Annotated in this window: 20 protein-coding genes; 6 read left to right on the top strand and 14 right to left on the bottom strand. The window is 68.3% G+C overall.

All coding sequences use genetic code 11. The annotated features are described in order from the left end of the window. Nucleotides 1-33 precede the first annotated feature (33 nt). The 8 genes from AC1DOQ_RS06235 to wrbA all read right to left on the bottom strand — a co-directional run bounded on the left by AC1DOQ_RS06235 (nucleotide 34) and on the right by wrbA (nucleotide 10,546). Entirely contained in the window at nucleotides 34-2,049 is a 2,016-nt protein-coding gene (locus AC1DOQ_RS06235) for a methyl-accepting chemotaxis protein (RefSeq protein WP_477361281.1), read from the bottom strand. Nucleotides 2,050-2,186: 137 nt separating this feature from the next. Further along, complete coding sequence (locus tag AC1DOQ_RS06230) at nucleotides 2,187-4,007, bottom strand: ABC transporter transmembrane domain-containing protein (RefSeq protein WP_477361279.1); 1,821 nt, start codon at nucleotides 4,005-4,007, stop codon at nucleotides 2,187-2,189. A 29-nt stretch (nucleotides 4,008-4,036) separates the two neighbouring features. Beyond that, nucleotides 4,037-5,110, bottom strand: a complete 1,074-nt coding sequence (locus AC1DOQ_RS06225) for a lipocalin-like domain-containing protein (RefSeq protein ID WP_477361524.1) — start codon at nucleotides 5,108-5,110, stop codon at nucleotides 4,037-4,039. Next, nucleotides 5,110-7,677, bottom strand: a complete 2,568-nt coding sequence (locus tag AC1DOQ_RS06220) for an ABC transporter permease (protein WP_477361277.1) — start codon at nucleotides 7,675-7,677, stop codon at nucleotides 5,110-5,112. The genes AC1DOQ_RS06225 and AC1DOQ_RS06220 overlap by 1 nt, the downstream gene beginning before the upstream one ends. Then, the gene (locus tag AC1DOQ_RS06215; protein WP_477361275.1) at nucleotides 7,665-8,105 is read right to left on the bottom strand and encodes a DUF4124 domain-containing protein; all 441 of its coding nucleotides are present in this window, start codon (nucleotides 8,103-8,105) and stop codon (nucleotides 7,665-7,667) included. The genes AC1DOQ_RS06220 and AC1DOQ_RS06215 overlap by 13 nt, the downstream gene beginning before the upstream one ends. A gap of 13 nt (nucleotides 8,106-8,118) precedes the next feature. Continuing rightward, nucleotides 8,119-9,540, bottom strand: coding sequence for an FAD-binding oxidoreductase (locus tag AC1DOQ_RS06210; protein WP_477361273.1), 1,422 nt, complete (start codon nucleotides 9,538-9,540; stop codon nucleotides 8,119-8,121). After that, a complete protein-coding gene (locus AC1DOQ_RS06205; protein WP_442122054.1) occupies nucleotides 9,533-9,931 on the bottom strand; it encodes a DUF2069 domain-containing protein in 399 nt (132 codons plus the stop codon). The genes AC1DOQ_RS06210 and AC1DOQ_RS06205 overlap by 8 nt, the downstream gene beginning before the upstream one ends. A 3-nt stretch (nucleotides 9,932-9,934) precedes the next feature. Beyond that, complete coding sequence (wrbA, locus tag AC1DOQ_RS06200; protein WP_477361271.1) at nucleotides 9,935-10,546, bottom strand: NAD(P)H:quinone oxidoreductase; 612 nt, start codon at nucleotides 10,544-10,546, stop codon at nucleotides 9,935-9,937. Between the two features lie 71 nt (nucleotides 10,547-10,617). On the opposite strand from wrbA, the gene AC1DOQ_RS06195 reads away from it, so the two are divergent. From AC1DOQ_RS06195 to AC1DOQ_RS06185, 3 genes are all read left to right on the top strand, one after another. After that, on the top strand, nucleotides 10,618-11,991 hold the full coding sequence (locus tag AC1DOQ_RS06195) for a YihY family inner membrane protein (protein ID WP_477361269.1): 1,374 nt from the start codon (nucleotides 10,618-10,620) through the stop codon (nucleotides 11,989-11,991). 93 nt (nucleotides 11,992-12,084) lie between these two features. Next, nucleotides 12,085-13,035, top strand: a complete 951-nt coding sequence (locus AC1DOQ_RS06190; RefSeq protein WP_477361267.1) for an IS481 family transposase — start codon at nucleotides 12,085-12,087, stop codon at nucleotides 13,033-13,035. Nucleotides 13,036-13,153: 118 nt separating this feature from the next. After that, nucleotides 13,154-15,151, top strand: coding sequence for a GGDEF domain-containing protein (locus tag AC1DOQ_RS06185; RefSeq protein ID WP_477361265.1), 1,998 nt, complete (start codon nucleotides 13,154-13,156; stop codon nucleotides 15,149-15,151). Here the strand turns inward: AC1DOQ_RS06185 and AC1DOQ_RS06180 are convergent. From AC1DOQ_RS06180 to AC1DOQ_RS06170, 3 genes are read right to left on the bottom strand one after another with little or no spacing between them, the layout of a single operon-like run. Beyond that, the gene (locus tag AC1DOQ_RS06180; RefSeq protein WP_477361263.1) at nucleotides 15,141-15,449 is read right to left on the bottom strand and encodes an Mpo1-like protein; all 309 of its coding nucleotides are present in this window, start codon (nucleotides 15,447-15,449) and stop codon (nucleotides 15,141-15,143) included. The two genes, AC1DOQ_RS06185 and AC1DOQ_RS06180, sit on opposite strands and share 11 nt — an antisense overlap. Nucleotides 15,450-15,463: 14 nt before the next feature. Then, nucleotides 15,464-16,276, bottom strand: coding sequence for an alpha/beta fold hydrolase (locus AC1DOQ_RS06175; RefSeq protein ID WP_477361261.1), 813 nt, complete (start codon nucleotides 16,274-16,276; stop codon nucleotides 15,464-15,466). A gap of 1 nt (nucleotide 16,277) precedes the next feature. Further along, nucleotides 16,278-17,588: an O-acetylhomoserine aminocarboxypropyltransferase gene (locus tag AC1DOQ_RS06170; RefSeq protein ID WP_477361259.1), complete on the bottom strand. Its 1,311-nt coding sequence runs from the start codon at nucleotides 17,586-17,588 to the stop codon at nucleotides 16,278-16,280. 246 nt (nucleotides 17,589-17,834) lie between these two features. On the opposite strand from AC1DOQ_RS06170, the gene AC1DOQ_RS06165 reads away from it, so the two are divergent. Then, on the top strand, nucleotides 17,835-18,287 hold the full coding sequence (locus AC1DOQ_RS06165) for a CBS domain-containing protein (RefSeq protein ID WP_442122061.1): 453 nt from the start codon (nucleotides 17,835-17,837) through the stop codon (nucleotides 18,285-18,287). A 127-nt stretch (nucleotides 18,288-18,414) separates the two neighbouring features. Here the strand turns inward: AC1DOQ_RS06165 and AC1DOQ_RS06160 are convergent, their stop codons facing one another. Beyond that, complete coding sequence (locus tag AC1DOQ_RS06160) at nucleotides 18,415-20,682, bottom strand: putative bifunctional diguanylate cyclase/phosphodiesterase (protein ID WP_477361257.1); 2,268 nt, start codon at nucleotides 20,680-20,682, stop codon at nucleotides 18,415-18,417. A 175-nt stretch (nucleotides 20,683-20,857) separates the two neighbouring features. Between AC1DOQ_RS06160 and aroC the strand changes: the two genes are divergently transcribed. After that, the gene (aroC, locus tag AC1DOQ_RS06155; RefSeq protein ID WP_477361255.1) at nucleotides 20,858-21,949 is read left to right on the top strand and encodes a chorismate synthase; all 1,092 of its coding nucleotides are present in this window, start codon (nucleotides 20,858-20,860) and stop codon (nucleotides 21,947-21,949) included. Between the two features lie 70 nt (nucleotides 21,950-22,019). Next, nucleotides 22,020-23,228: an MFS transporter gene (locus AC1DOQ_RS06150; protein WP_477361253.1), complete on the top strand. Its 1,209-nt coding sequence runs from the start codon at nucleotides 22,020-22,022 to the stop codon at nucleotides 23,226-23,228. Here the strand turns inward: AC1DOQ_RS06150 and AC1DOQ_RS06145 are convergent. Further along, nucleotides 23,215-24,708: an HDOD domain-containing protein gene (locus AC1DOQ_RS06145; RefSeq protein WP_477361251.1), complete on the bottom strand. Its 1,494-nt coding sequence runs from the start codon at nucleotides 24,706-24,708 to the stop codon at nucleotides 23,215-23,217. The genes AC1DOQ_RS06150 and AC1DOQ_RS06145 overlap by 14 nt on opposite strands. Further along, nucleotides 24,705-26,453, bottom strand: a complete 1,749-nt coding sequence (locus tag AC1DOQ_RS06140) for a putative bifunctional diguanylate cyclase/phosphodiesterase (RefSeq protein ID WP_477361249.1) — start codon at nucleotides 26,451-26,453, stop codon at nucleotides 24,705-24,707. Before AC1DOQ_RS06140 ends, AC1DOQ_RS06145 begins: the two co-directional genes overlap by 4 nt. Nucleotides 26,454-26,626: the final 173 nt, after the last annotated feature.

The following is a 26,626-nucleotide window of genomic DNA, read 5'->3' as shown; positions in this document are numbered from 1 at the left end:
CTCCAGTGGATCGGTCTTGTCAACCGCGCCACTCTACACCGAACTGCCGGGACCCGAAAGGGCGGCCCCGGCGGCCTCGGCCGGGTCGAGCGTGAACAGGCGCACCGCGCGCGCCAGCTGGCCGGCCTGTTCCCGCATGGCCTGGGCGGCGGCGCTGGCTTCCTCGACCAGCGCGGCGTTGTGCTGGGTGACGCGGTCCATCTCGCCGATCGAGCGGTTGACGTTCTCGATGCCGCCGGCCTGCGCGTGGCTGGCGGCGCTGATGCGGCCCATGATGGCGGTGACCTGCTCCGCGCTGCCGAGCACCTCCGCCATGGTGGTGCCGGCTTCCTGTACCAGGCTGCTGCCCGCGTCCACCTCGGCACCCGAGGCCTGGATCAGGCCCTTGATCTCCTTGGCCGCCGCGGCCGAGCGCTGGGCCAGGTTGCGCACCTCGGCGGCCACGACCGCGAAGCCGCGGCCCTGCTCGCCGGCGCGCGCGGCTTCGACCGCCGCGTTCAGGGCCAGGATATTGGTCTGGAAGGCGATGCCGTCGATGACGCCGATGATGTCGGCGATGCGCCCGGACGACTGCTTGATCGCTTCCATGCGCGCGATCACCTGGCTCACCATGCGGCCGCCTTCCTGCGCCACCATCGAGGTGTTCACCGCCAGCTGGTTGGCCTGGTGGGCGTCGCCGGCGTTGCGGCGTACGGTTTCGGTCAGGTCCTGCATCGCGTTGGCGGTGGCGGCCAGGGTCGCAGCCTGCTGTTCGGTGCGGGCGCACAGGTCGAGGTTGCCGGACGAGATCTCGCTGGACGCGTTGGCGATCTGCTCGGCGCCGCTGCGCACCTGGCCGACCACGCTCGACAGGCCCTTGCCGATCTCGTTCATGGCATCGGCCAGGCGACCGATCTCGTCGCGGCGGCCGGCGTTCACGGTGACGGTCAGGTCGCCCTGGGCCATGCGCACGGCGGCGTCGCGGGCTTCGGAGAGCGGACGGGTGACGGTGCGCTTCAGGACGGCGTTGAGGATCACGGCGAAGATCGCCAGCGCGGCCAGGCCGGTGAGGATGGCGCGGTCGCGCAGGCGGTTCGCTTCGCGCACGATCTCGTCCTCGTAGGTGCCGCCGGCGATCAGCCAGTTCCAGTCCTTGAACAGGGTATAGGCCACCACGCGCTTGCGCGGCCTGGCGTCGCCGTCGCCCTGCCACGGATAGACGGTCAGGCCTTCCTTCGATTCCAGCATCTCGCGCACGAATTCGCGGCCGCCGGCATCGCGGTTGCCGAGAAGGTTCTTGCCTTCGTCGGTCGGGTGGACGATCAGCTCGCCGTAGTTCTTGCCGGGGGCGGCGTTCAGCACATAGAAGTAGCCGGTCTCGCCCACCTTCATGGTCTTGATGTGCTCCTTCAGCTTGGCCAGTTCGGCGCTGATGTCGATACCCACGTACAGCACGGCGATGACCTTGCCAGCGGCATCCAGGACAGGCTGGTAGCTGGTGATGGTCTGCTTGCCGAACAGGGTGACCAGGCCGACGTAGGATTTGCCGGCGCGCAGGCGGGCATAGGCCGGGCTGGCGTGGTCGAGGACGGTGCCGACCGCGCGCTCGCCGTTCTCCTTGCGCACCGAGGTGGTGACGCGGATGAAGTCGTCGCCGCTGGCCACGAAGATGGTGGCGTTGCCGCCGGTCTCGCGGGTGAAGCGGTCGGGGGCGCTGAAGTCGAGGTTGAGCGTGGCGTCGCCGTTCTTCAGCAGCGGCACCCGCTTGCCGCCGATGTCGACGGTGTTGGCGGTGTCGACGCTGAATTCGCCCGGCAGGCCGGCGGCGAAGATCTTGCCGAAACTGGCCGCCTCGCTGGACACCGCATTGTCGAACATCTCGACCGTGGCCGCGACGCTGCTCAGCTCCGCCTTGACGCTGACGACCGCGCGCTCGTGCAGCAGGCTCGAGGTGGTCCAGCTGTTGGCGGTGACGAGTGCTGCGAGGATCAGGCTGACGAGGGCGAAGGTGAATACGGTGATCTTCGAGCCGACCGACCAGCTCGAGACGTCGAACATGCGCTTTTTCATGAATCGTGGGGAGGGGATGGAGTTTCCCTATGATACTGGAAGTATCTTTAGGGAAACTACTCCAATGTCACGACCTCGACGTATTCCTGCAACAAAAATGCGAGCAATGCATGGTTAGTCGCTAGGGCCGCCCGGATTCAATGTGCCACTTGCACGTGATGGAACTGCAGCGCCGCCAGGTTCGCATAGATGCCGCCCAGCGCGACCAGCGAGGCGTGGGTCCCGGTCTCGACGATGCGGCCGTCTTCCATCACGATGATGCGGTCGGCGCGCTGCACGGTGGCCAGGCGGTGGGCGATGATGAGGGTGGTGCGGCCGACCATCGCCGCTTCCAGCGCGCTCTGCACCAGGCGCTCGGATTCGGCGTCGAGGGCGCTGGTGGCTTCGTCCAGCAGCAGCAGCGGCGGATTCTTGAGCAGCGCCCGCGCGATCGCGATGCGCTGGCGCTGGCCGCCGGACAGGCGCACGCCGCGTTCGCCCAGGTAGGAGCCGTAGCCCTCGGGCAGGCGCTCGATGAATTCGTGGGCGGCCGCCATCTTCGCCGCCGCGATCACCTCCGCATCGCTGGCCTCCGGACGGCCGTAGCGGATGTTCTCCATCGCGTTGGCCGAGAAGATCACCGTGTCCTGGGGCACGATGCCGATCGCGTTGCGCAGCACGTGCAGGTCGAGGTCGCGGATGTCGACGCCGTCCAGCAGGATCGCGCCCGATTGCGGATCGTAGAAGCGCAGCAGCAGCTGGAACAGGGTGGTCTTGCCGGCGCCGGACGGGCCGACGATGGCGACCGTCTCGCCAGGCTTGATGGCCAGGTCGAGGTGGGACAGCGCAGCGTGGTCCGGGCGCGAGGGATAGGAGAAGCCGACGCCGGCCAGCTGCAGCGAGCTGCCCGCGGCCTGGCGCGCCGGCAGCGGCTTCGGCTGCAGCGGGCTCTCGATGCTGGAGCGCAGGGCCAGCAGCTCCAGCAGGCGCTCGGCGGCGCCGGCCGCACGCTGGGCCTCGCCCATCACTTCGGACAGGGCGCCGACCGCGCCGGAGACGATCGAGGCATACAGGATGAACTGGCCGAGGTCGCCGCCCGTCATCCGGCCTTCCAGCACCGCGTGCGCACCCATCCACAGCACGAAGACGATGGCGCCGAACACCAGCACGATGGCCAGCATGGTGAGGATGGAGCGCGCGCGGATGCGCCGCATCGCCGTGTGGAAGGCGTGTTCGACCGAGGTGCCGAACCGCTGGGCCTCGCGCCGCTCGCCGGTGAAGGACTGCACGGTCGGCATGGCGTTGAGGATTTCGCCCGCCAGCGCGGAAGCGTCGGCGATGCGGTCCTGGGAATCGCGCGACAGCTTGCGCACGCGGCGGCCGAACAGCACGATCGGCACCACCACCAGCACCAGCAGGCCGAGGATGATGGAGGTGAGTTTGGCGCTGGTCACGAACAGCATGGCCAGTCCGCCCACGAACAGCAGGCTATTACGCAGGGCCAGCGAGATGCTGGTGCCGACCACGGTCTGGATCAGCGTCGTGTCGGTGGTGAGGCGCGACAGCACTTCGCCGGTGCGGGTGGTCTCGAAGAATTCGGGGCTTTGCCGGACCACGTGGGAGTAGACGGCGCTGCGGATATCGGCGGTGACGCGCTCGCCCAGCCAGGACACCATGTAGAAGCGGGCGGCGGTCGCCACCCCCAGCACCGCCGCCACGCCGAACAGGGCGAGGAAGGTGGCGTTGACGTTGGCGATGCTCTTGCCGCCGGCCGCGGCGCCGAAGCCGTGGTCGATCATCTGCTTGAAGGCGTAGGGAATGGCCAGGGTGGCGCCGGCGGCGACCAGCAGGGCGATCCCGGCCAGCACGAACTGGCGGCGGTAGGGGCGCAGGAAGGGAAACAGGCCGGCGAGGGCGGCAAAGGTGCCCTTGCGGCTGACGTTATCGTTTTTATTTGAATCGGTAGGACGCTTGCTCATGTCTCTTGGCTTCTTGTTGTCGGGGTGGTTCAGAGTTTCATCGGGTCGAGGTAACCGGTCAGTTCGAGGTAGCCGCGGCCCAGCGGGCGGCCGTCGCGCTCCACCGTCACCGCGCCTTCCCAGTACACCGCGCCGGTCGAGCGGCGCGAGTCGAGTTCCTGGTCCGGCTGCAATGGCTTCAGCTGCCAGCGCAGCGTGCCGGTCGTGATCGTGGCCGCCACCGGGTAGGTGGCACCGGTGCGCGGCGATTTCCAGTGCACCTGCGGCGCAAAGCCGACCTGGTCCGGGCCGTACTGGCTCAGGCGGCCGGCGCCGTCGCGCAGGGTCGCGTGGGCCCACAGCTTGCCGCCATCCTTGGCGCGGATCTGGAAGGCCATCAGGGCGCCGCCGTCGTCGAGATTGATCCCGGTCCAGTCCCAGCCGGCCGCATTCGTGTCCAGCACCTGGCTGGACCATTCGTGGTCGAGCCAGGCAGTGCCCTTGACTGCCAGCGGCTTGCCCTTGCTGGTCACCGTGCCCGACACCGCCAGGTGGGGCTCGCTGTAATAATAACTGGCGTGCCCGGCCTGCGGGCCCTTGCGCGAAAAACCGGCCTCGCCTTCGAGCAGCAGCGGCTGGGTCGGCGCGAGCTGCAGCTCGAAGGCCAGTTCGGCGCCGCGCACCGAGACCAGGTAGCGGCCGTCCGGCGCCCGCCGCATGCGCCAGTCTTCGAGCTTGACGTCGGTATCGCCGGTCTTCGCCCAGGCCAGGCCGAAGCCTTCGCGCGCGCTGCGCTGGTCGTGCAGCAGGCGGCCGGCGGCCGGATCGGACAGGGCGGCGTGGCCGATCACCAGCTGCTTGGGGGCGAAGGCGCTGGGATTATCCGGGTCGTGTTCAGTGCGGCTGCGGAAGAAGGTCACCTGGAAGCCGAGCGGCTTGCCGTCCGGCGTGTTCAGCCAGCCGGTCACGTACCACCATTCGGTGCGGTGCTCGGGATGGGCGCCGTAGTCCTGCGGGAACTGGAGCGTGCGGCCGGGCGTCACCGGCGCGAATTGCGGCGGGCCCGCATTGGCGGCGCCGCCCAGCATCGACAGCGCGAGGAGCAGAAGGCGGAGCAGGCGCATCACCAGTCCTCCCTCACCGCCCGCACCGGCCCGCCGGACAGCGCATAGCGGCCCGACACCAGCGCGGTGGCGACCGAGGCCGCCACCAGCACCGCGGCCACGCTCCCGAGCAATGCCCAGGGCAGGTGCAGCTGCATGGTCCAGTGGAAGGATTGCGGGTTCACCACGTAGACCAGGATCAGGCTGATCAGCAGGCCGAGGGCGAAGCCGGTGGCCACCCCCAGCACGGTCAGCGAGCCGCCCTCCAGCGCCAGGATGCGCAGCACCTGGCCGCGCGATACGCCCACGTGGCGCAGCATGCCGAACTCGCGGGCCCGCGCCAGGGTCTGGGCCGAGAAGGTGGCGGCCACGCCGGACAGCCCGATCGCGATCGCGATCGCCTCCAGCAGATAGGTGACGGCAAAGCTGCGGTCGAAGATGCGCAGGCTGGCGGCGCGGATCTCGCCGGGGCTGGCCAGCTGCAGGATGGCGCCGAAGGGCAGGGCGCGCAGCCGCGCGGCGATGGACTCGGTCTGGCTGCCTTCGGCGGCCCACAGCGCGGCATCGGTGACGATGGTATCGCCGGTCAGGCGCCGGTAGTCCGCCAGCCTGACGATCACCGAACCGGACTGGTTGGCGTAGTCGCGCCAGACGCCGGCCACGAAGAAGCCTTGCTTGCGGCCGCCCAGCGGCAGTTCGATCCGCTGGCCGACGTGCATGCCGTACAGGTCGCTCATGGCTTCCGACACCCATGCCGGCAGTTCGCCGGCCGGCGCCGAGGCGCTCGCGCCGACCAGGGCCAGCAGGCGGCCCGGATCGGCGGCATCGATGTCGCGCGCGACCAGCGTGATGTTCGGCCGCGCCGGATCGAGCGACAGCGGGCGGGTGCGCAGGAAGGTCGCCCGGGCGACGCCGGGCAGCGATGCGATCGCCGCCTGTTCGGCGGGCCCGAGGCCGCCGGTATTGCCGCCGCTGGCGGTGCGCACGTAGAGGTCGGCCGGCAGGATGTGCAGCATCCAGTCGTCCACCGAGATGCGGAAGCTGGCCACCATGATGCCCATCGCGACCATCAGGCTGAAGCTGGCCAGCACGCCGCCGAGGGCGATCGAGGCCTGGCCCGGCGCATTCGCCAGCCGCGCCAGCGCCAGCGACAGCACCGGCGACGGCGCGCGGTCCGGATGCCCTGAGCCGCGCCGCATGTGCAGCCGGTTCAGCAAGCGGAAGCTGCTGGCCGCCAGGCGCGGCATCAGGCCGATCCCGCCGATCAGCAGCAGGGCCACGGCAAAGTAGCCGAACAGCGGCAGCCCGAACACCGGCGGGGCGAAGGCGCAGGCCGCGGCCGCGCCGAGGCAGAGCAGCGAAGGCCAGATGCGCGCCAGGCGGGCCAAAGCAGTCTCGTCGTTGCCGGACTTGAGGGCGACGGCGGGCCGGGCGCGTGCCGCTTCCCAGGCCGGCGCCGCGCAGCCCAGCAGGGCCACGCCCAGGCCGAGCAGGAAGAACACGCTCGCCGCGACGGGCGTGAATTGCACGGTCGGCTTCACGCCGGGGAAGTAGCCGGCGCCGAGGTCGCCGCCGAAGAAGGCCAGCGCCGCGGCGGCCAGTCCGTAACCGGCGCCGATCCCGAGAAGCGAACCGATCACGCCCAGGCTGGCGCCTTCGACCAGCACCTGGCGCAGCAGCAGCCGGCGCGGCAGGCCCAGCACGCGCAGCAGCGCGAACTGGCTGCGCCGCCGCAGCACGGACAGGGCCTGGGTCGAGAACACCAGGAAGGCGCCGGTGAACAGCGCCACCAGGGCCAGCACCGTCAGGTTGACGCGGTAGGCGCGGCTGAGGTTATTGTTGCGGCTTTCCTGGTTGGCGTCGTTCGGCGCCGCCACCGTGAAGCGCCCCGGGAAATCGCGTTCCAGCTCGCGCGCCAGGCCGCGCTCGAAGGCGGCGCGGTCGACGCCGTCGCGCAGCTTGAGGTCGATCCGCGACAGCTTGCCGAGCTGGTGGAAGCGCCACTGCAGGGCGCCGATGTCCATCACGCCCAGGCGCTGGCCGCTGCGGGCGCGCAGGATGGGGCCGGCCACGCGCAGCGGCACATCCTGCGTGCCGGCGCGCAGCAGCAAGGTGGCGCCGGCCTGCGCGCCGAGCCAGCTCTGGGCCGCCGGCGAAAGGAAGAGGGTGTCGTCGGCCAGCACGTCGGCGCCGCGTCCTTTTTGCGGGACGCCGGCCAGGTCGGGCGAGACGTAGCCGGCGCGCAGCGCGTCGAGGCCGACGATCTTCAGCGCACCCGGCCTGCCGGCCAGGGCGGCGTCGAGTTCCAGCACCGGCGAGGCCAGTGCCACGCCTTCATGGGTGGCCAGGCGCGGATAGATGCTTTCGTCGAACTGGGCTTCGCGCCCGCTCACCTGCAGGTCGGCCTGGCCGGCCAGGCTCTGGATGGCGGCCGAGAATTCATTGAAGGCGGCGGCATTGATCAGGTGGATGGCGAAGCCCATGGCGACGCCGACCGCGATCGCGGCCACGGCCAGCAGGGCGCGCATCGGATGCGCGCGCCACTCGCCGAACAGCAGCCAGCGCGACAGCAGCCCTAGGCCGGACATTCCACCGCCAGGGCCTCGGCCTGGCGCCTCAGTTTGATGCCCGCCGCCTCATGCTTCGGCCCATGCGCGGTACGCGCCAGGTCTTCTTCCGCCCACTTCCGGCGCAGGCGCAGCTTGTCGCATTTCTTGCGCTGGGCCTGGGCCGCTCTGGCCTGGCGGACCTCGACGCGGCCCTGCTTCTCGGCTGCCTTGTCGCGGGCGATGCGGGCCTTTTCCAGTTCCAGCAGGGTGCGGGCGTCGCCGCCCTGCAGACCGATCTGGTCCGAGATCGAGATGCCGGCCGGCGGTGGCGGCAGGGCTTTCGACGCGCCTTGCACGCAGGGTTGGTCGGTGTAGCTGGTCTTGCCCTCGTGCGAGCATTTGTACACGTCCTGGGCCTGCACGGCGGCGGGCAGCAGGGCGGCGGCGAGGAGGAAAGCGCGCATCATGAAGGATCTCCGGTCAAAGGATTTTGCCAGGGTTCATGATGCCCAGCGGGTCCAGCGCGGCCTTGATCGCACGCATCAGGTCGAGTTCGACCTGGGCCTTGTAGCGTGGCAGTTCGTCGCGTTTCAGGGCGCCGATGCCGTGCTCGGCGGAAATCGATCCGGCGAAGGCCGCCACGCTGTCGTGCACGATGCGGTTGACGTCGCCCTGATAGGCGAGGAAGGCTTCGTGCGGCGTACCCTCGGGCGGCGCGATGTTGTAGTGCAGGTTGCCGTCGCCCAGGTGGCCGAAGCAGACCACCTGCACGCCGGGCCAGGCGTGTTCGAGCAGGACGTCGGTCTTTTCGACGAAGTCGGCGATGCGCGAGATCGGCACCGAGATGTCGTGCTTGATGTTCTTGCCGTCCGCGGCCTGGGCCAGCGGGATGTGCTCGCGGATCGCCCACAGCGCGCGCGACTGGGCGATCGAGGTCGCCACCACGGCGTCCTGGGCCAGGCCGGCTTCCAGCGCGCGTTCGATGGTCTCTTCCAGCAGGCGCACCGCGTGCTGCTCCGACTCGTGGCTGGACAGTTCGAGCAGGGCGTACTGGGGGTGGGTCTGCGGGAAGGGCCGCGGCAGGTCGGGGAAGTGCTTGCCGACCAGGCGCAGGCAGACGTCGCTCATCAGTTCGTAGCCGGTCAGGGTCGGGCCGGCGGTGTCCTGGGCCAGGCCCAGCAGCGCCAGGGCATCGCGGCAGGAGTCGAGGGCCACGAGGGCGGTGATGCCCGCCTTCGGCTGCGGGAAGAGCTTGAGCACGGCGCCGGTGATCACGCCGAGGGTGCCTTCGGCGCCGATGTACAGGTCGCGCAGGTCGTAGCCGGTATTGTCCTTGCGCAGGCCGCGCAAGCCGTCCCACAGCTCGCCGCGGGCGGTGACGACCTCGAGGCCGAGGCAGAGCTCGCGCGTATTCCCGTAGCGCAGGACGCCGGTGCCGCCGGCATTCGTCGCCAGGTTGCCGCCGATGGTGCAGCTGCCCTCGGCCGCCAGCGACAGCGGGAACAGCATGCCGTGATGGCTCGCGGCCTGCTGGATGTCGTGCAGGATGCAGCCGGCGTCCACCGTCATGGTGCGGTTGACCGGATCGACGGCACGGATGCGGTTCAGGCGGCGCAGCGACAGCACCACGGCGTGGCCGGATTCGTCGGGCACGCTGCCGACCACCAGGCCGGTGCGGCCGCCCTGCGGGACGATGGGCACGCGGTGGGCGGCGCACAGGCGCACCAGGCCGGCCACCTGGGCGGCATCGAGGGGGCGCAACACGGCGCGCGCACGGCCGGTGAAGCGGCCGCGCCAGTCGGTCAGGTAGGGGGCGACGTCGGCCTCGTCGGTGAGGACGTGCTCGACGCCGATCAGCTCGCGGCAATGGGCCAGGAAGAGATCGGATACGGAATCAGTCATGCGGTACTTTTACCTTGTCGAGCAGCTCCTTCGCCAGCTTCTGGGCCTGTTTCTTGTAGGGGCGCAGGTAGAGCAGGGCGAACACGAAATAGGAGACCACCAGCAGCACCTCGCCCAGCGCCATGATGCGCGAGATGTCGGTCTTGTCGCTCCAGGCGCGCACCACGCCTTCGACGAAATAGATGAGGATGACCATCGACGACCACTGCAGCGTGTACAGGTCGCGTTTGATCACGCCGCGCAGCGGCAGCAGCAGCGGCAGCGCTTTCAGCGCCAGCAGAGAGCCGCCCGGGTGCAGCGGGGCGACCGCGATTTCCCAGGCAAGCAGCCAGACGCACAGGATGACCAGGCTGGTCACCGCCCCCGTGTGGAATACCCGATGCACTTGCATGTCCTACTCCATCCCCTGCAGCTTGCGGCTCGCCAGCGCCAGGCGCCGGCCCAGCGCGACCGCGAGCCGCTTCTCGTCGTCCGTGATCGGGCGGTTGCCGTCCACGCCGGACCAGTGGGTCGCGCCGTAGGGGCTGCCGCCGCTTTCGGTGGTCATCAGTTCCGGCATGGTGTAGGGCAGGCCCATCACCATCATGCCGTGGTGCAGCAGCGGAATCATCATCGACAGCAGGGTCGATTCCTGGCCGCCGTGCAGGCTGCCGGTGGAGGTGAAGACGGCAGCCGGCTTGCCCGACAGGGTGCCGGACAGCCATTGTGCCGAGGTCCCGTCGAGGAAGTACTTCATCGCCGCCGCCATATTGCCGAACCGGGTGGGCGAACCCAGGGCCAGTCCGGCGCATTCCGCCAGGTCCTCGAGCTCGACGTAGGGAGCGCCGCTGCGTGGGATGTCCGGTTCGGTGGCTTCGGCCACCGTCGACACCGCCGGCACGGTGCGCAGGCGCGCCTCCGCGCCGGGGACGCTCTCCACGCCCTGGGCAATGAGTTCGGCGAGCTTGCGTGTCTTGCCATGTCGAGAGTAATAGAGGACGAGGATGATCGGATTGGTTGGGTTCATCGTTGGTATTATAGGGCGCTTTATAATATGACACGAAGCGCGTCATGACCGCGCGCCGCTACCAGGGTCCAATGCTTTCCAAAACCGTCTCCAGTATTTCCCGTTCCACCAGCGAGATGATCAACGTCGGCGTCGACAAGGTGCGCGGCCTGACCTGGGCCGAGGTCCGCGACCTGGTGCGTTTCGCGCGCCGCCGCCTGCTGACCGAGAAGCTGCCGCAGGTGGCCGGCAGCCTCACGTTCACCACCACGCTGGCGCTGGTGCCGCTGCTGACCATCGTGCTGGCGATCTTCACCACCTTCCCGATCTTCGGCCAGCTGCGCTCCTCGCTCGACCATTACTTCGTGCAGATGGTGATGCCGAAGGCGATCGCCAACACGATCACCTCGAACCTGACCCAGTTTGCCAGCAAGGCGACCAAGCTGTCGGCGGTCGGCGCGGTGGCCCTGGTGCTGACCACGGCGGCCATGATCGGCATGATCGAGCGCGCCTTCAACCAGATCTGGCGGGTCAAGCGCCCGCGCCCGCTGGTGCAGCGGGTGCTGATCTACTGGGCCCTGGTGACGCTCGGGCCGCTGCTGTTCGGTATTTCGCTGACCCTCACCTCCCAGCTGTTCAGCGCCACCACGGGCCTGATGAGCGCGATTCCCTTCATCGGCACCCTGTTCTATACCGCGATGTCGGTGGCGCTGACCACCGGCGCCTACACGCTGCTCTACATGACCGTGCCGAACCGCTGGGTCGACTGGCGCGACGCCCTGTGGGGCGGGCTGGTGGCGGCGATCGCCTTCGAGATCGCCAAGCGCGTGTTCGCCATCTTCATCCGCCAGTTCCCGACCTACGCCATCATCTACGGCGCGCTGGCGGCGCTGCCGCTGTTCCTGCTGTGGCTGTACCTGTCGTGGCTGATCACCCTGGTAGGCGCCCTGCTCACCGCCGCGCTGCCGGTGGTGAAGTACGAGCGCTGGTGGTACGAGCCGGTGCCGGGCGGCGCCTTCGTCGATGCGATGGCGATCCTGAAGGTGCTGCACGGCGCCGCCGCGACCACCGGCACCGCGCTGGCGACCGGCGCCCAGATCCGCGCCCACACCCGCATCGGCTACGACGAGATGACCCTGCTGCTCGAACAGATGGTGGCGGTCGGCTGGGTGGGCCGGGTGCATGCGGAGGAGACGGTCAAGGCGATCTGGGGGCGCGGCGCGCGCCAGGGCGGCGACGGCTGGGTGCTGCTGGTCGATCCCGGCCTGATCCGCCTGTCCGACGTCTACCGCCTGTTCGTGTTCGGCGGCGCCGGTGTCGAGGGCCCGCCCGCGCCGGGCGCGGCTTCGGGCGAGACTGCCCAGGTTTCGCCGCTGGCGCTGGATACGGCCACGCTGGCGCGCCGGGTCGAGGCGGCGGTGGAGCGCGGGCTGGACCAGACCCTGGCGGCGCATTTCTCCGCCTAGCTGTGATGTTTCAATAGGTTGTTCTGGTTCATTCGGATTGGATTTGAGAAACTGGAAATCGCCAAACCCCCAGTTTTCAAAGTGACCAACCGAATGAACATCCATAAGAATGCCCGATTGACCTTCATCCGTCGAGTCGAAATGGTCGAAGAYGTCCTCAAAGGTGGSCTGGTGGCCGCTCAAGCCGCCCAGTTGTATGGCGTCAGTAGCGCCACAGTTCGCAAGTGGGTTGGCCGTTTTCTGGCCGAAGGACGCACTGCGCTGGTCGACCGGTCGTCCCGTCCAGCTTGCAGCCCACGTGCCATCGACGCAGCAAAAGCGCTGACCATCGTGGAGCTGCGCAGGAAGCGCATGACGCAAGCGCGCATCGCCGAGTATCTGTCGCTATCGAAGGCGACAGTGAGCCGGGTGCTGACTCGTGCCGGCCTGGCGCGCCTGTCCGACCTGGAGCCGGCAGAACCGGTGCAGCGCTATGAACATGAGCGACCAGGGGACCTGATCCACATCGACACCAAGAAACTCGGGCGCATTGAAAAGACCGGACACCGCGCGACTGGCGACCGCCGTGACCGCAGCCGCGGCGCCGGCTGGGAAGTGCTGTTTGTCGCTATCGATGACCATGCACGGATCGCCTACACCGAGCTGTATCCCGACGAGTCGCAGGAGAACGCATGCCGCTTCCTGACCAACGCCTACGCGTATTACTCGTCGCTGGGCGCCAGGCCGAAGGCACTCCTGACCGACAACGGCTCGGCCTTCCGCGCCAAGAGCTTCAGCCGTGTCTGYGCAGCCCTGGAACTCAAGCACCGCTATACACGGCCCTACCGGCCACAAACGAACGGCAAGGCCGAGCGTTTCATCCAGTCGGCACTACGTGAATGGGCTTACGGCTTCGTCTACAAGAACTCTGACGAGCGAACAAACATGCTGCGTCAGTGGAACCATCACTACAACTGGCACCGCCCGCACCAGGGCATCGGCGGCAAAGCACCGATGTCCAGGCTCTCATCCAGCCGAAACAACCTCTTGCAACTTCACACCTAGCCCGCTGTTCAAGTTGCTGTTCGCCAACAGTTCCAGTTTGTTTCGCTGGGGATATAGTTGAATTGTGGAATCTTGCGTTGCCTGATGTTACTATTCTCGGCATACGTTTGGAGACCACATGGTTGTGCGCCGCTTGCTCCTGGGCCTGCTGTTCCTGTGCTGGACTGCGCTGGCCCATGCCGGCGACGACCAGTACGAATTCAATCACGAGCTGATCAATGCCCGCGAGGAAGCCTATGTCATGCCCCTCGACGCCCTGCGCAAGCTCGAGGTGCTGAAGGAAGGGCGCAGCGGACCGCAACTGGGCCTGGTACTGGTGGAAAGCAGCCGCGCCTGGTTCTGGCGCGGGCGCAAGCACGAAGCCTTGAATGCCGCCGTCCAGGCGGAACAGATCGCCCGCGAATCCCACGACGATAACCTGCTGGCCAAGGCCATGCTCAACCACGGCCTGGTGCTGTCCAGGCTGGTGCACGACCAGGATGCGGCGCGCCGCCTGGTGGACGACGGCGCCGCACTGGCCGCCGACAGCCGCGACGTCCACCTGCAGACCCGCGCCCTGGTCGCCCAGGGGCTGCTGGCCGACCAGGAAGGCCGCCTCGACGCTGCCCTCGACTTCATGACGCGCGCGGTGGTCCTGGCCCGTGCGGGCGGCGACCCGGACGCCTTGTCGATGGCGCTGCGCGAACACGTGCGCCTGCTGGCCGGCAATGGCACCGCCGGCGCGGCCCAGGCCCTGTCGCTGAGCGACGAACTGGTGTCCATCGCCAGGAGCCGCGGCATCCCGGCCCAGCTGGCCCATGCCAGGCTGACGGAATACGCGGCCGCCGCCCGCGCCGGCAACCAGAAGCGCGCCGAGAAGGCCTTGCTGGCGGCCGTCGAGACCCTCGAAAAGCTGCAGGCCCGCGAGAGCCTGGCGGTGCCGATGGCCAACCTGGCCGAGCTCTATATCCAGTCGCGCCGCTTCGGCGAAGCGGCCCGCACCAGCGAAGCGGCGCTGCGCATCGCGCGCGAATACGAGGACGACACCGGCAGCCGGCTCGCGTCCTTCCAGCTCGGCATCGCCACCATCTATTTCCGCAACATCGCCGGCGGCCGCGCCATGGTCGAGAAGGCGCTGGCCGGCATGCAGGGCGACGAGCGCTATGTGCGCATGCTGCTGGATTACGGCCACGCGCTGAACCAGGTGGGCTGGGGCGACGACGCGCTGACGATCTACGAGAAGGCCGGCTCGGTATCGCTGGCCGCCTGGCGCAAGGAAAAGCAGCTGTCCTACCAGGCGCTGCAGCGTGCCTACGCGGTCCAGAAGAAGCAGGCCGAGTTGGCCGCACTGCACCACGAAAGCGAGTTGAGGGCGGCCGAACTGGCCAACGTCAAGCGCCTGCGCCGCATGTGGGTCCTGCTCAGCGCGACGACCCTGGCCGCGGTCGTCCTGATCGCCCTGCTGTACACCCGCGTCAGGAAGGCGAACGCCACGCTGAAGCTGAAGAACGAGCAGCTGTTCCTGCAGAGCACCCGCGACTCGCTCACCGGCCTGTTCAACCGCCACTATTTCTACGAGCAGGTCGTGCCGCAACTGCACGCCCAGCGCAGCCGCGGCGAAGACAAGGCCGGCGGCGTCTTCCTCCTGCTCGACGTCGATCACTTCAAATCCATCAACGACCGCTTCGGCCACGGGGCCGGCGACGTGGTCCTAAAGAACGTGGCCGCGCGCCTGGCGGGGGCGCTGCGCGAACAGGATGTGCTGATCCGCTGGGGCGGCGAGGAATTCCTGGCCTACCTGCCCGGCGTCGCCACCGACGAGGCGCGCCAGGTCTGCGCCCGCCTGCTGGCGGCGGTGTCCGGCACGGCCATCGTCGCCGAGGAGCGCGAGCTGACCATCACCGTATCGATCGGCTTCTGCCCGAACCCGGGCGGCAGCGAGGCGGCTCCCGGCTGGGAGCAGCTGGTCCACCTGGCGGACCTCTGCCTCTACCTGGCCAAGACGGCCGGCCGCAACCAGGCTTTCGGCGTGCAGGATGCCGCCGAGTTGACCAGGGAGGCGATCGCCGCCGCCGATGCGGACCTGAAACAGGCTTCCGCCGACGGCCTGCTCAGCCTCGTCAACGTTACCAGCTGAGCTTCCCGGTCAGCATCTGCCAGTACATCACCCAGTCCGCCCGGAACGACCACCAGGGATTGCCGAAGGTCGCCGGGCGGTTCTTTTCGTAGACGAAGTGGCCGATCCAGGCCCCGCCATAGCCGCTTGCCAGCGCGAACAGCAGCCACCAGGGGTTCAGGCTGTCGAGGTACTGGGCGATCGCGGCGATGGCCGACGAGGTCCCGATGAAATGGGCGCGCCGGCACAGGCGGTTGTCGTGCTGGGTCAGGTAGTAAGGATAGAACTCCGCAAAGCTGCTGTAGCGAACGGCCGCCATCTCGAGGTCTCCTCTTATCGTCGGCGGGCTTCGGCGAAGGCGATCAGCGCGTCGAGCACCGCATCCGGCTGCTCGGCCATCATGGCGTGGCCGGCATCCACGCTGACGATTTTGCCATGGCTGATGGCTGACGTCAGCGCTTGCGCGGAACGCGGCGGGGTCATGATGTCGCGCGTACCCAGTACGAACAGGGTCGGGCAGGCGACGCCGGCCGCCGCCGCGCCGCCGTTGGCGTAGGCATTACAGGCCGAAAAGTCGGTGTGGAAGAGCTGGTCCGGGTTCTGCTCGGCCAGGCGCTGCATCAGGCGGCGCGACAGGCCGGTGACGGAAAAGCCGGGCGCCGGGCAGGCCGGCCGCGGCAGCGGACCGGTGTGCGACCAGATGTTGACCATGTCGATCGCGTCCTGCAGCCGGTCCTTCGAGGCGGCGAGCAGGGTGTCGGACACCTTCATCGGCCAGGTCGTGCCGAGCAGGGCCAGGCCCGTCACCCGGCCGGGCGCGCGGTGGGCGGCTTCCAGCGCGATCAGGGAGCCCATACTGTGGCCGGCCAGCACGGCCTGGCCGGCGCCGGCCGCATCCAGCAGGGCCAGCAGCCAGCCGGCCATCGCCTCGACGCTGCCGAGGGCCGGACCGCCGCTGCGGCCGTGGCCGGGCAGGTCGGGCGCCAGCACGTTCCAGCCGTGCCAGGCGAACCAGCGGCTCTGCAGGGCCCACACCGAGTGGTCGTTCTGGGCGCCGTGCAGGAAGACGATGGTGGGCTGGCGGGTATCGAAGGCCTTGCCGCCCGTGTAGGCATAGGCCGGGGCGCCGCTGATCTCGTAAATCATTTCAGGCTCCCTTCTGGGCCAGCTTCAGCCCGCGCGTCAGGTCTTCGATCAGGTCGTCGGCATCTTCGAGGCCGACCGACAGCCGGATCATGCCTTCGCCGACCCCGGCCGCGGCCAGCTGGTCGGCGGGAACCCGGAAATGGGTGGTCGAGGCGGGGTGGATCGCCAGCGATTTCGCATCGCCGACATTGGCCAGGTGCGAGAACAGCTTCAGGCCGTCGACGAAGCGCTTGCCGGCCGCGCGTCCGCCGCGCAGGTGGAAGGAGAACACGCCGCCGCAGCCGCGCGGCAGCAGGGTCTTGGCCAGCTCGTGGTCGGGGTGGCTGTCGAGCTCGGGCCAGACCACCGATTCCACCGCCGGGTGGCTGGCCAGGAATTCGACCAGCTTGCGCGTGTTCGCGACGTGGCGCTCCATGCGCAAGCCCAGGGTTTCGATGCCTTGCAGGATGGCGAAGGCGTTGTGCGGGCTCATCGCCGCGCCGAAGTCGCGCAGGCCTTCGCGGCGCGCGCGCAGGGCGAAGGCAGCGACCGTGGACTCCTCGGCGAACACCATGCCATGGAAGCCCTCATACGGTTCGCACAGTTCGGCGAAGCGTCCCGTGCGCGCATGGGCGCGCTGCCAGTCGAAGCTGCCGCCGTCGACCAGCAGGCCGCCGATCGCGGTGCCGTGCCCGCACAGGAATTTCGTTGCCGAGTGGAGCACCAGGTCGGCGCCGTGATCGAAGGGTCTCATGAGCCAGGGCGTGCTGAGGGTGGCATCGACCATCAGCGGCAGGTCGTGCTCGTGGGCGAGTGCGGCCACCCGCGGGACGTCGAGCACGTCCAGGCCCGGGTTGCCGAGGGTTTCGCCGAACAGCACCTTGGTTTCCGGGCGGATCGCGGCGCGCCAGGCGTCGAGGTCGCGCGGATCGACGAAGCTGGTGTCGATGCCGAAGCGCTTGAGGGTGTAGGCCAGCAGGTTGTGCGAGCCGCCGTAGAGGGCGCGCGAGGCGACCACGTGGCTGCCGGCGCCGGCGATGGTGGACAGGCCCAGGTGCAGCGCGGCCTGGCCGCTGGCGGTGGCGATGCCGGCCACGCCACCTTCGAGGGCGGCGATGCGTTCCTCGAGCACGGCATTGGTCGGGTTCGAGAGGCGGGAATAGACGTGGCCGGCGCGTTCCATATTGAACAGCGAGGCCGCGTGGTCCGCATCGCGGAACGCGAACGAGGACGTGAAATACACCGGCGTGGCGCGCGCGCCGGTGGCCGGGTCGGGGCTGGCGCCGGCGTGCAGGGACAGGGTGTCGAAGCCGGGATACCTGGGACCGCTCATGATCTGTTCATCCGTAGTGATGGTGACGAGCGGCATCCTACCACCAGCCGATAGCAATGCGACATCGCCAAGAGCCTTAAATCATCATTTGTGCAAGTTTGTTAGCGCGCAAGTATGGCTTTTTCGGAAGGCATAGGCTAGAGTCGGCGTTATGTGTTGAATAAGGTCCAAGTACCTCCGAATCCAGTGTCCAGCTCTCTCGTTCCCAGCGCTCCCGTACCACGTACCCACGACATGGTGACCACTATGAAAGTATCTGAAATCCTGCAGGTGAAAGGCGATATCCTTTACACGGTGTCTCCGGACACGCCGCTGGCCGACGCCGCGGCGACGATGGCGGAGCGCGATATCGGTTCTCTGGTGGTCATGGAATACGGCGACCTGGTCGGCATGCTGACCTTCCGCGAAGTGATCCAGGCCGTCAATACCTTCGGCAGCGCAACCGCCGCCGGCAGCGTGCGCAAGCACATGGACGACAGCCCGATCACCGTGACCCCGGACACCGAGGTCAACGAGGTCCGCCGCATCATGCTGGAAAAGCATGCGCGCTACCTGCCGGTGATGAACGCCCGCACCCTGTTGGGCGTGATCTCGTTCTATGACGTCGCCAAGGCGGTGCTGGAGGCGCAGAGTTTCGAGAACCGGATGTTGAAGGCTTATATTCGGGATTGGCCGGCGGAGCAGGCGGCTGACGACTGAGTGTTGGCCTGAAGACCGTCATCCCCGCGCAGGCGGGGATCCAGGTTTGCTTGGGTAGTGCAGGCAGGCGCCGTCAGTTCGCGGCGAACTTGGGTTGCCGCCTGCGCGGGAACGACGTAGTTGATATTCAAGCCGCGCGCGTCAGCGCATCCGCCCCCAGCCACTCCAGCAGTTGTTCCGGCGCCAGCGGCCGCGAAAACAGGAAACCCTGCGCCAGCGGGCAGCCCAGCGCCTGCAGGATCTGCGCCTGGCGCTCGTCCTCCACACCCTCGGCGATGATCGACAGCCCGAGGTTCCGACCCAGCTCGATCACCATTTCCGCAATGCTGCTGCCGCGCGCCGAGCCCGTGATCTCGGTGACGAAGGCGCGGTCGATCTTCAGGCGGTCGACCTGCAGGCGCTGCAGGTAGGACAGCGACGAGAAGCCGGTGCCGAAGTCGTCGATCGCGATCGAGACGCCGGTGCGCTTGATCGCGTCGAGACGCTCGATCAGCAGGTCCGGCTCTTCCATCGCCATCGATTCCGTGATTTCCAGTTCGACCCGCTCCGGCGGCGCGCCGGTTTCGAGCAGCGCCGTGCGCAGCATGTCGAGGAAGCCCGGGTGGCGGAACTGCACCTGGGAGACGTTGATCGACATCGTGAAGTCCAGGTAGCCGGCCGCGCGCAGGCGCATCAGCTCGGCGCAGGCCTGGCGCAGCACCCATTCGCCGATCTCGATGATCAGGCCCGACGACTCGGCGATCGGGATGAAGCGGTCGGGCGGCACCAGGCGTCCATCCTCGGTACGCCAGCGCAGCAGGGCTTCGGCGCCGAAGGGACGGTGGGCGCCCAGTTCGACCTGGGGCTGGAAGGCCAGGAACAGTTCGCCGCGCGCGAAGCCGCTGCGCAGCGCGTGCATCAGGCGCACCCGTTCGCGGATCTCCACGCCCATGCCGCGCGAGAAGTAGAAGTGGCCGCCGCGCTGGCGGCTCTTGGCGCGCTTGAGGGCGATGTCGGCGTCCTTGAGGGCGTCGGCGCCGCTGCCGTCGTGCTCGAGCATGCGCACGAGGCCAAGGGTGATCGAGACTTGCAGGTCCTGGCCCTCGATCGAGAAGGGCGCCGCGAACAGGGCGCGGATCGCTTCCGGATCGACCGCGGCGGCGTCGCCCAGCACGCAGAAGATATCGCTGCCGATGCGCGCCAGCTGAAGGCGCGGATCGAGCAGGGCGCGCAGGCGCTGGGCCACCGCGACCAGCAGGGCGTCGCCGAACTGGTGGCCGAGGGCGTCGTTGATCTCGGCAAAGTGGTCGAGGTCGATCAGGCACACGACCTCGTCCGCCATGTCGGCGTTGCGGGTGATGCCTTCGTCGAGCAGTTCGACCAGGCGGGTGCGGTTCGGCAGGCCGGTCAGCGGGTCGTAGAAGGCGGCGCGCTGGAGGTCGGTCAGCAGGGCCACGTTGTCGAGGCCGACCGCGATATTCGACGCGAACAACTCCAGCAGCCCGCGGCGCAGCGGATCGAGCGGACGCTCCAGCTCGATCCAGGCGGCGAAGTCGCAGTGGGCCTTGCCGCCGAAATACAGGGTCAGGTAGCGCTCGCCGAACACGTGGCGCTGTTCGAGGAGGGTCTGGCGGATCGCGGCCGCGGCAGGGTCGCTGCCGGCGGCCAGCATGCCGGTCGGCGCCAGCGCAGCCTTGTCGTGGGTGGCCGCCAGCACCTGCCATGCCGCCGCCTGCAGGCCGCCGAGGCAGGCGCACATCAGGCCGGGCGCGGGCTGGCCGATCAGGCGGGCCGCTTCGCGCAGGATGCCGTCCGCCATGCCGCCGACGGTGCGCAGCGCCATCAGCTCGGCGTTGGCGCGCACCACCTCGGCCAGGCCCTGGCGGCTGGCTTCCAGCGCGCTGATCTGTTCGTAGGCACGGATCGCCGACGCCACCGAGGTGTAGAGCTTGGTGCGCGTGAGTTCGGACTTGGTCCGGTAATCGTTGATGTCGTAGCCGCGGATGGCGTCCATCTCGGGCGCGTAGCCGGGCTGGCCGGTGCGCAGGATGATGCGCAGGTCGTGCCGGCCCAGGGTTTCGCGGATGTACCGCACCAGGTGCAGGCCGGCGTCCGCCTCTTCCATGACGACGTCGAGCAGGACCACGGCGATGTCGCCTTCACGCTCCAGCAGGGCGCGCGCCTCGGCGGCCGAGTAGGCATGCAGGAAGGCGAGCTTGCGGCCGTGCAGTTCGAGGCTGCCGAGGGCAAAGGTGGTCGTCGAGTGGACGTCGGCGTCGTCGTCGACGATCAGCACCCGCCACGCGCCGGCGCTGCCGGCTTCGTTGTCCGGGGCGCCGGAGGCTGCCGGCGCTTCGTCGACGAACACCAGTTCGTCGTCCTGCGCCTGGCCCTGAGGCGTCGTCGGTGCGGGCATTGCGGTATCTCCAGGTTGGCATGGAACAATGAAATCTAGTATATCTGAGTTGCCAGCTCGACAGGAAAAAAATTCTCTACGGCAACATCGAAAGCGTTGTTCCGCGACCCCTCGCCACCATGGTTTGGGTCCTGCTGGTAGAATCGTCCATTCCGTTTACTTAACTCACGCATCCATGTCCGGTAATACCTTTGGCAAGCTGTTTTCCGTCACCACTTTCGGCGAGTCGCATGGCCCGGCCATCGGCTGCGTCATCGATGGCTGCCCGCCAGGGCTCGCTCTTTCCGAGGCCGATATCCAGCCCGAGCTGGACCGTCGCAAGCCCGGCACCTCGCGCCACGTGACCCAGCGCCAGGAAGCCGACCGCGTGCAGATCCTGTCCGGCGTCTACGAGGGCGTGACCACCGGCACCCCGATCGCGCTGCTGATCCCGAACGAGGACCAGCGCAGCAAGGACTACGGCAACATCGCCGATACCTTCCGCCCCGGCCACGCCGACTACACCTACTGGCACAAGTATGGGGTGCGCGATCCGCGCGGCGGCGGCCGTTCGTCGGCGCGCCTGACCGCGCCGGTGGTGGGCGCCGGCGCGATTGCCAGGAAATGGCTGCGCGAGCACTACGGCACCGAGTTCATGGGTTGCATGTCCCAGCTCGGCGACATCCCGGTCCCGTTCCAGTCCTTCGAGCACGTGCATGCGAACCCCTTCTTCGCCGCGACCTCGGACGCCGACCTGATCGCGCGCATGGAAATCGCGATGGACGACCTGCGCCGCGCCGGCGACTCGATCGGCGCGCGCATCGACGTGGTGGCGAAGAACGTCCCGGTCGGCCTCGGCCAGCCGCTGTACGACAAGCTGGACGCCGACATCGCCTACGCCATGATGGGCATTAACGCGGTGAAAGGCGTCGAGATCGGCGCCGGTTTCCTGTCGGTGGCGCAGAAGGGTTCCGAGCATGGCGACGAGCTGACCCCGGAAGGCTTCGTCGGCAACAACGCCGGCGGCGTGCTGGGCGGGATCTCGACCGGCCAGGACATCACGGTCTCGATCGCGATCAAGCCGACCTCGTCGATCCGCACGCCACGCCGCTCGATCGACAAGGACGGCAAGCCCGTCAGCGTCGAAACCTTCGGCCGCCACGACCCCTGCGTCGGCATCCGCGCGACGCCGATCGCCGAGGCGATGCTGGCGCTGGTGCTGATCGACCATGCGCTGATGCACCGGGCGCAGTGCGGGGATGTGCGGGTCGGCACGCCGCGTATTTGAGCCAAGTTCGCCGTCGGTTCCGGCATTGCCGGAACTGACTTCCCGCTGTCGCGGGAATGACGGCCGCCGTATGTACCGCCCCCTCGCCAACTTCGCGCTGTTCCTGTTCGTGTATTACGCGTTCATGGGCACGCTGACCACCTACGCTCCTCTCTATTTCGCCGCCCACGGCGTGACCGCCGCCGAAGTCGGCATCCTGATGTCCCTGGTCCAGGTGATGCGCATCGTCGGCCCGACTTTGTGGGGCTGGGTTGCCGACCACACTAGCCGGCGCGTGCTGGTGCTGCGCATGACGGCGCTCGGGGCACTGGCGGCCTTCTCCGGCATCGCCTTCGGGCGCGGCTTCGCCCACTTCTTCGTCGCGATGGTCTGCCTGAACCTGTTCACCAGCGCCCAGGGGCCGCTGACCGAAGCGCTGATGCTGGCCGAGATGCGCGGCGACACCAGCCGCTACGGGCGGGTCAGGCTGTGGGGCTCGCTGGGCTTCGTCGCTGCCGTGATGGCGGCCGGCTTCGCGCTCGACCGCCTCGGGGTCGCCGCGCTGCCCTGGCTGGCGGGCCTGGTCCTGCTGCTGGTGCTGGGGCAGTCGCTGCGCATCCGCGAGGCGCCGCGGCTGGACGGTCCGCACGCCGCGGCGCCCCTGCTGCAGGTATTGCGCCAGCCGGCGGTGATTGCCTTTTTCGCGCAGGCGGCGCTGATGGTGGGCGCGCATACCTCGCTGTATGCCTTCTACTCCCTGTACCTGGAGCGGGCCGGCTACGGCAAGGCGCTGACCGGGACGATGTGGTCGCTGGGCGTGCTGGCCGAGGTAGTGTTCTTCTATTTCCAGGCCAGCGTATTGCGGCGCGTCGGCGTGCGCACCACGATGATGGCCTCGTTCGCGGTAGCGGTACTGCGCTTCGGCATGATCGGCCTGGGCGCCGGCTGGCTGCCGGTGCTGGTGCTGGCCCAGCTGCTGCACGCCTTCACCTTCGCCGCCCATCACTGCGCCTCGATCACCGCGATGCAGCGCTGGTTCGGCGGGCCGCTGCAGGCGCGCGGGCAGGCGCTGTTCATGAGTATCGCCTATGGGATCGGCGGTACTTGCGGGGGCTTGTTCATGTCGTGGTGCTGGGAGCGGCTGGGGCCGGGTTCGGTGTATGGGGCGGGGATGGCCTTGAGCGTGCTGGCGGCTGGGGCGGCCGGCTTGTTCTGGCGGTGGGAGGGCTATTCCGAACGCCATTCCCGCTTTCGCGGGAATGAGGGTGCAAACGGGACGATGGAAATCAGGCGCGAGTAGCCACCGCCTCCAACTGCTGCCTGCGCTCCACCGACTTCACCACCAGCGCCCGCAAATCGTTCAGCAGCCCGAATTCGGTCTGGCTCAGGAAGACCTGGGGAAAGCGGTCGTCCCAGTCGCCGTAGATGAAGCCGACTGGTTCGCCATGGGTGCACAGCGGAATGATCACGAAGCAGCGCGCCGAGCCGAGGGTACCTTTCCACCAGCCGGGCAGCTTGCTGGCGAATTTCGGGTCGCGTGCGTTCTCGATGAAGATCACGCGGTCGCTGCCGAGCGAAGCGAAGAATACGTTCGGCTCGTAGGTGTCGTCGAACACCAGGTTCGGTTGCAGGGTGCGGGCGCCATCGCCGAGGCCGATCTTGGCGCTGTACTTGCCCTCGCGGCGGCTTCGCAGGAAGCCGAAGGCGCGCGTGAACGACAGGCCGTGGTAGGCGGTTTCGAGCGCGATCGACATCATCTGGCCGGGCGTCGCGCCGGCGGCCGCTTCGCGCATCTCGGCCACGCCGGCCTTCAGGATCTTGTTGCCGGCATCGCGCATGCGGGTCGCGGCGGCGGCGCGGGCGCGCTTCTCGGGCGGGTTCGCCAGCGGCGCGATGGTGAGGTCGGCCGCCGCTTCGACCTTGGCCTGCTCGATGGCGCCGACGATCTTCTCCGACTCGATGCCCAGCATCGGCGCGAAGCTCGAGGCCAGCTGGGCGACTTGTTCGAGTCCCTGTTCGTCGCCGTGCCACAGCGACTCGGCGCACTGCGAGGACATGGTGCCCAGCGCGGCCAGCCAGTCGTCGTGGCCGAAACCGTCGCCGCGTTCGCCCGGTTCGATCCGGCGCATGCCGGCGATCAGGTTGCGCGGCAGGCCCCAGTGTTCGGCGGTGGCGCGGCCGACCTGTTCCAGGGTCAGGCCGAGCTGGTCGAGTGCGGCGGCGTCTCCCGCGCCTTCGCTCGCGGCCTGCTGGAGCAGGGTCCAGCGTTCCGGCAGGTAGAAGGTCACCATCATCCGACCCAGCGAGTGCAGGATCGAGCAGACCACCGCTTCCTCGGGGTCGCGCACGTCGGCCTTGGAAGCGACCTGCTGGGCCACCATCCCGGCCAGCACCGCCTTTTCCATCTCGATGTGGGCCTGCATCGAATCCGGCGTGGACTTGCTCAGCTCCTCGATCAGCTTCAGGCCCAGCGCCAGGTGGCCGATGGCTTCGGTGCCCAGCACCAGCACGGCTTTCGAGACGGTGTTGATGCGCTGGCCGAAGGCCGAGTACATGCCGCTGTTCGCCAGGCGCAGCACCTTCTGGGTCAGCACCGGGTCGGACAGCACCGTCTGGGTCATGGAGAAATCGCGCTCGTCTTCGCCGCGCATCGAGGCCAGGATGGCGTTGATGGCGCGCGTGAAGCCGGGCATGTCGCCGCGGCGGCGGATACGCTCCCACAGCAGGGCGAGGGTGGCGTCCGCTTTCGGCGAGCGCTCGAGTTGGAGTGTCTGGTTCATGGTGTGCCCGCGCGCAGGTCGTCCGGCAGCAGCTCGGTGTACAGGTCTTCCTTCAGTGCGGCCAGGGCCACGTGCGCCGACATGGGCTTTCCGGTCAGGTAGCCCTGCACGTAGTCGCAGCCGCGCGACTCCACGTAGGTGAGTTGTTCTTCGGTCTCGACGCCTTCGGCCACGACCGACAGGTCGAGGTGCTTGGCCAGGTCGAGCACGGCGTTGCAGATCGCCGCATCCTTCTCGGACGCGGGCAGGTCCTTGATGAAGGCGCGGTCGATCTTCAGTACCGAAATGGGGAAGCGTTTCAGGTAGGCCAGCGAGGAGTAACCAGTGCCGAAATCGTCGATCGCGATGCGCGCGCGGCGCTCGGCCATCTTGCCGAGGATGCTCTCGGCGTGGGCCGGATCGACCATCAGCGTGCCCTCGGTGATCTCGAGCACCAGCTTGTCGCCGGGGGTGCCGGAAAAGGCGAGGGCATCGTCCAGCACCGACAGGAAGCGGTCGTTGCGGAACTGGCGCGGGCTGATGTTTACCGAGATGTACAGGTCGCGCCTGGCGACTTCCTCGAACTGGCGCAACTGCACCAGCGCCGACTTCAGCGCCCAGGCGCCCAGCATGTTGATCAGGCCATTGGTCTCGGCGATCGGGATGAAGCGGACCGGCGGCACCATGCCGAGGGTCGGGTGCTTCCAGCGCATCAGGGTCTCGAAACCTTCGATGCGGCGTGTGCGGCTGCTGACGATCGGCTGGTAGTACAGCATGAACTCGCCCTCGCGCACCGCCGAGAACATCGCGGCTTCGAGCGAGATGTCGTGCTGGTGCGGGCCGCGCATTTCGCCTGCCGTATGCGCGCTGTAGGTGACGGTGCGGGCCCCGCCGGTTTCCTTTGCGCTGCCCATCGCGCTGTCGGCCAGGGCCACCAGGCGTACCTCGTCTTCGGCGTGGTCCGGATAGACCGAGACCCCGATCGAGGCGCCCAGGTAGACCGTATGGCTGTCGATCTCGAACGGCGACTGCAGCGCGGCCAGCAGGCGGCCGGTGACCAGCTTGATCTGCGCTTCGTTGAACGTGCCTGGCAGGACCGCGACGAATTCGTCGCCGCCGACGCGGGCCAGGGTGTCGGAATCGCGCAGCGTCTTGCGCAGGCGGCCGGCGGCCATGCGCAGCACGGCGTCGCCGACCGGGTGGCCGAGGCCGTCGTTGACCTTCTTGAAGCCGTCCAGGCCGATGGTGGCGACCGAAAAGCCCTGGCCGGAGCGGCGGGCGTTCGCGATCACCATGCGGATGCGGTCGGACAGCAGCAGGCGGTTCGGCAGTTCGGTGAGGGCGTCGTGGGTCGCCATGTGGCGCAGGCGCTGCTCGGTGGCGCGCTGGGACGACATGTCGCGCCCGACCGCCAGCAGCTCCGGGCCGCCGTCGAGCAGGCTGACGCGCAGTTCGAACCAGGTATCCTTTTCGCCGGCGCGCACGCGGGCTTCGACCAGTACCGGTTCGGCGCGCGCAGTGGCGTCGACGATGGCGTTGCGCAGCGCGGGCTGGTCGACGTCGAGGGCGAGGGCGGACAGGGTGGTGCCGCGCAGTTCGGCGGCGCCGAGCAGGCGCAGGGTGCGCCGGCTGGCATGGCGGATCAGGCCGGAGGGGTCGATCCGGAACGCGATGTCGCCCGCCGCTTCCATGAGCGCATCCAGTCCGTGGACCGCAGGCGCATGGCGCGGATCCTCGTTCGCTGCTGCTGGTGAACCGGGGCGCATTATTAAAATATCTGCTTTCTTATCTTGGCCGAAACGACGGGTTCCGGTGGAGCCGCACGAGTGTACCAAATCAACAGGCAATGTATCACTGAAAGATTCTCAAGAGCATTAAAAAACACAATGCGTTCGCCTGATTGGCCGTCTCTTGAGGTCCCGCAGCTGCCGTTTCGGAC

Source organism: Massilia sp. 01N417, assembly GCF_056399645.1.
This window is presented reverse-complemented; position numbering and strand designations above follow the sequence as displayed.

Coding starts and splice junctions, on each gene's coding strand:
- AC1DOQ_RS06235 (WP_477361281.1), bottom strand. CDS start 2,049: ATGAAAAAGCGCATGTTCGACGTCTCGAGCTGGTCGGTCGGCTCGAAG.
- AC1DOQ_RS06230 (WP_477361279.1), bottom strand. CDS start 4,007: ATGAGCAAGCGTCCTACCGATTCAAATAAAAACGATAACGTCAGCCGC.
- AC1DOQ_RS06225 (WP_477361524.1), bottom strand. CDS start 5,110: ATGCGCCTGCTCCGCCTTCTGCTCCTCGCGCTGTCGATGCTGGGCGGC.
- AC1DOQ_RS06220 (WP_477361277.1), bottom strand. CDS start 7,677: ATGTCCGGCCTAGGGCTGCTGTCGCGCTGGCTGCTGTTCGGCGAGTGG.
- AC1DOQ_RS06215 (WP_477361275.1), bottom strand. CDS start 8,105: ATGATGCGCGCTTTCCTCCTCGCCGCCGCCCTGCTGCCCGCCGCCGTG.
- AC1DOQ_RS06210 (WP_477361273.1), bottom strand. CDS start 9,540: ATGACTGATTCCGTATCCGATCTCTTCCTGGCCCATTGCCGCGAGCTG.
- AC1DOQ_RS06205 (WP_442122054.1), bottom strand. CDS start 9,931: ATGCAAGTGCATCGGGTATTCCACACGGGGGCGGTGACCAGCCTGGTC.
- wrbA (WP_477361271.1), bottom strand. CDS start 10,546: ATGAACCCAACCAATCCGATCATCCTCGTCCTCTATTACTCTCGACAT.
- AC1DOQ_RS06195 (WP_477361269.1), top strand. CDS start 10,618: ATGCTTTCCAAAACCGTCTCCAGTATTTCCCGTTCCACCAGCGAGATG.
- AC1DOQ_RS06185 (WP_477361265.1), top strand. CDS start 13,154: ATGGTTGTGCGCCGCTTGCTCCTGGGCCTGCTGTTCCTGTGCTGGACT.
- AC1DOQ_RS06180 (WP_477361263.1), bottom strand. CDS start 15,449: ATGGCGGCCGTTCGCTACAGCAGCTTTGCGGAGTTCTATCCTTACTAC.
- AC1DOQ_RS06175 (WP_477361261.1), bottom strand. CDS start 16,276: ATGATTTACGAGATCAGCGGCGCCCCGGCCTATGCCTACACGGGCGGC.
- AC1DOQ_RS06170 (WP_477361259.1), bottom strand. CDS start 17,588: ATGAGCGGTCCCAGGTATCCCGGCTTCGACACCCTGTCCCTGCACGCC.
- AC1DOQ_RS06165 (WP_442122061.1), top strand. CDS start 17,835: ATGAAAGTATCTGAAATCCTGCAGGTGAAAGGCGATATCCTTTACACG.
- AC1DOQ_RS06160 (WP_477361257.1), bottom strand. CDS start 20,682: ATGCCCGCACCGACGACGCCTCAGGGCCAGGCGCAGGACGACGAACTG.
- aroC (WP_477361255.1), top strand. CDS start 20,858: ATGTCCGGTAATACCTTTGGCAAGCTGTTTTCCGTCACCACTTTCGGC.
- AC1DOQ_RS06150 (WP_477361253.1), top strand. CDS start 22,020: ATGTACCGCCCCCTCGCCAACTTCGCGCTGTTCCTGTTCGTGTATTAC.
- AC1DOQ_RS06145 (WP_477361251.1), bottom strand. CDS start 24,708: ATGAACCAGACACTCCAACTCGAGCGCTCGCCGAAAGCGGACGCCACC.
- AC1DOQ_RS06140 (WP_477361249.1), bottom strand. CDS start 26,453: ATGCGCCCCGGTTCACCAGCAGCAGCGAACGAGGATCCGCGCCATGCG.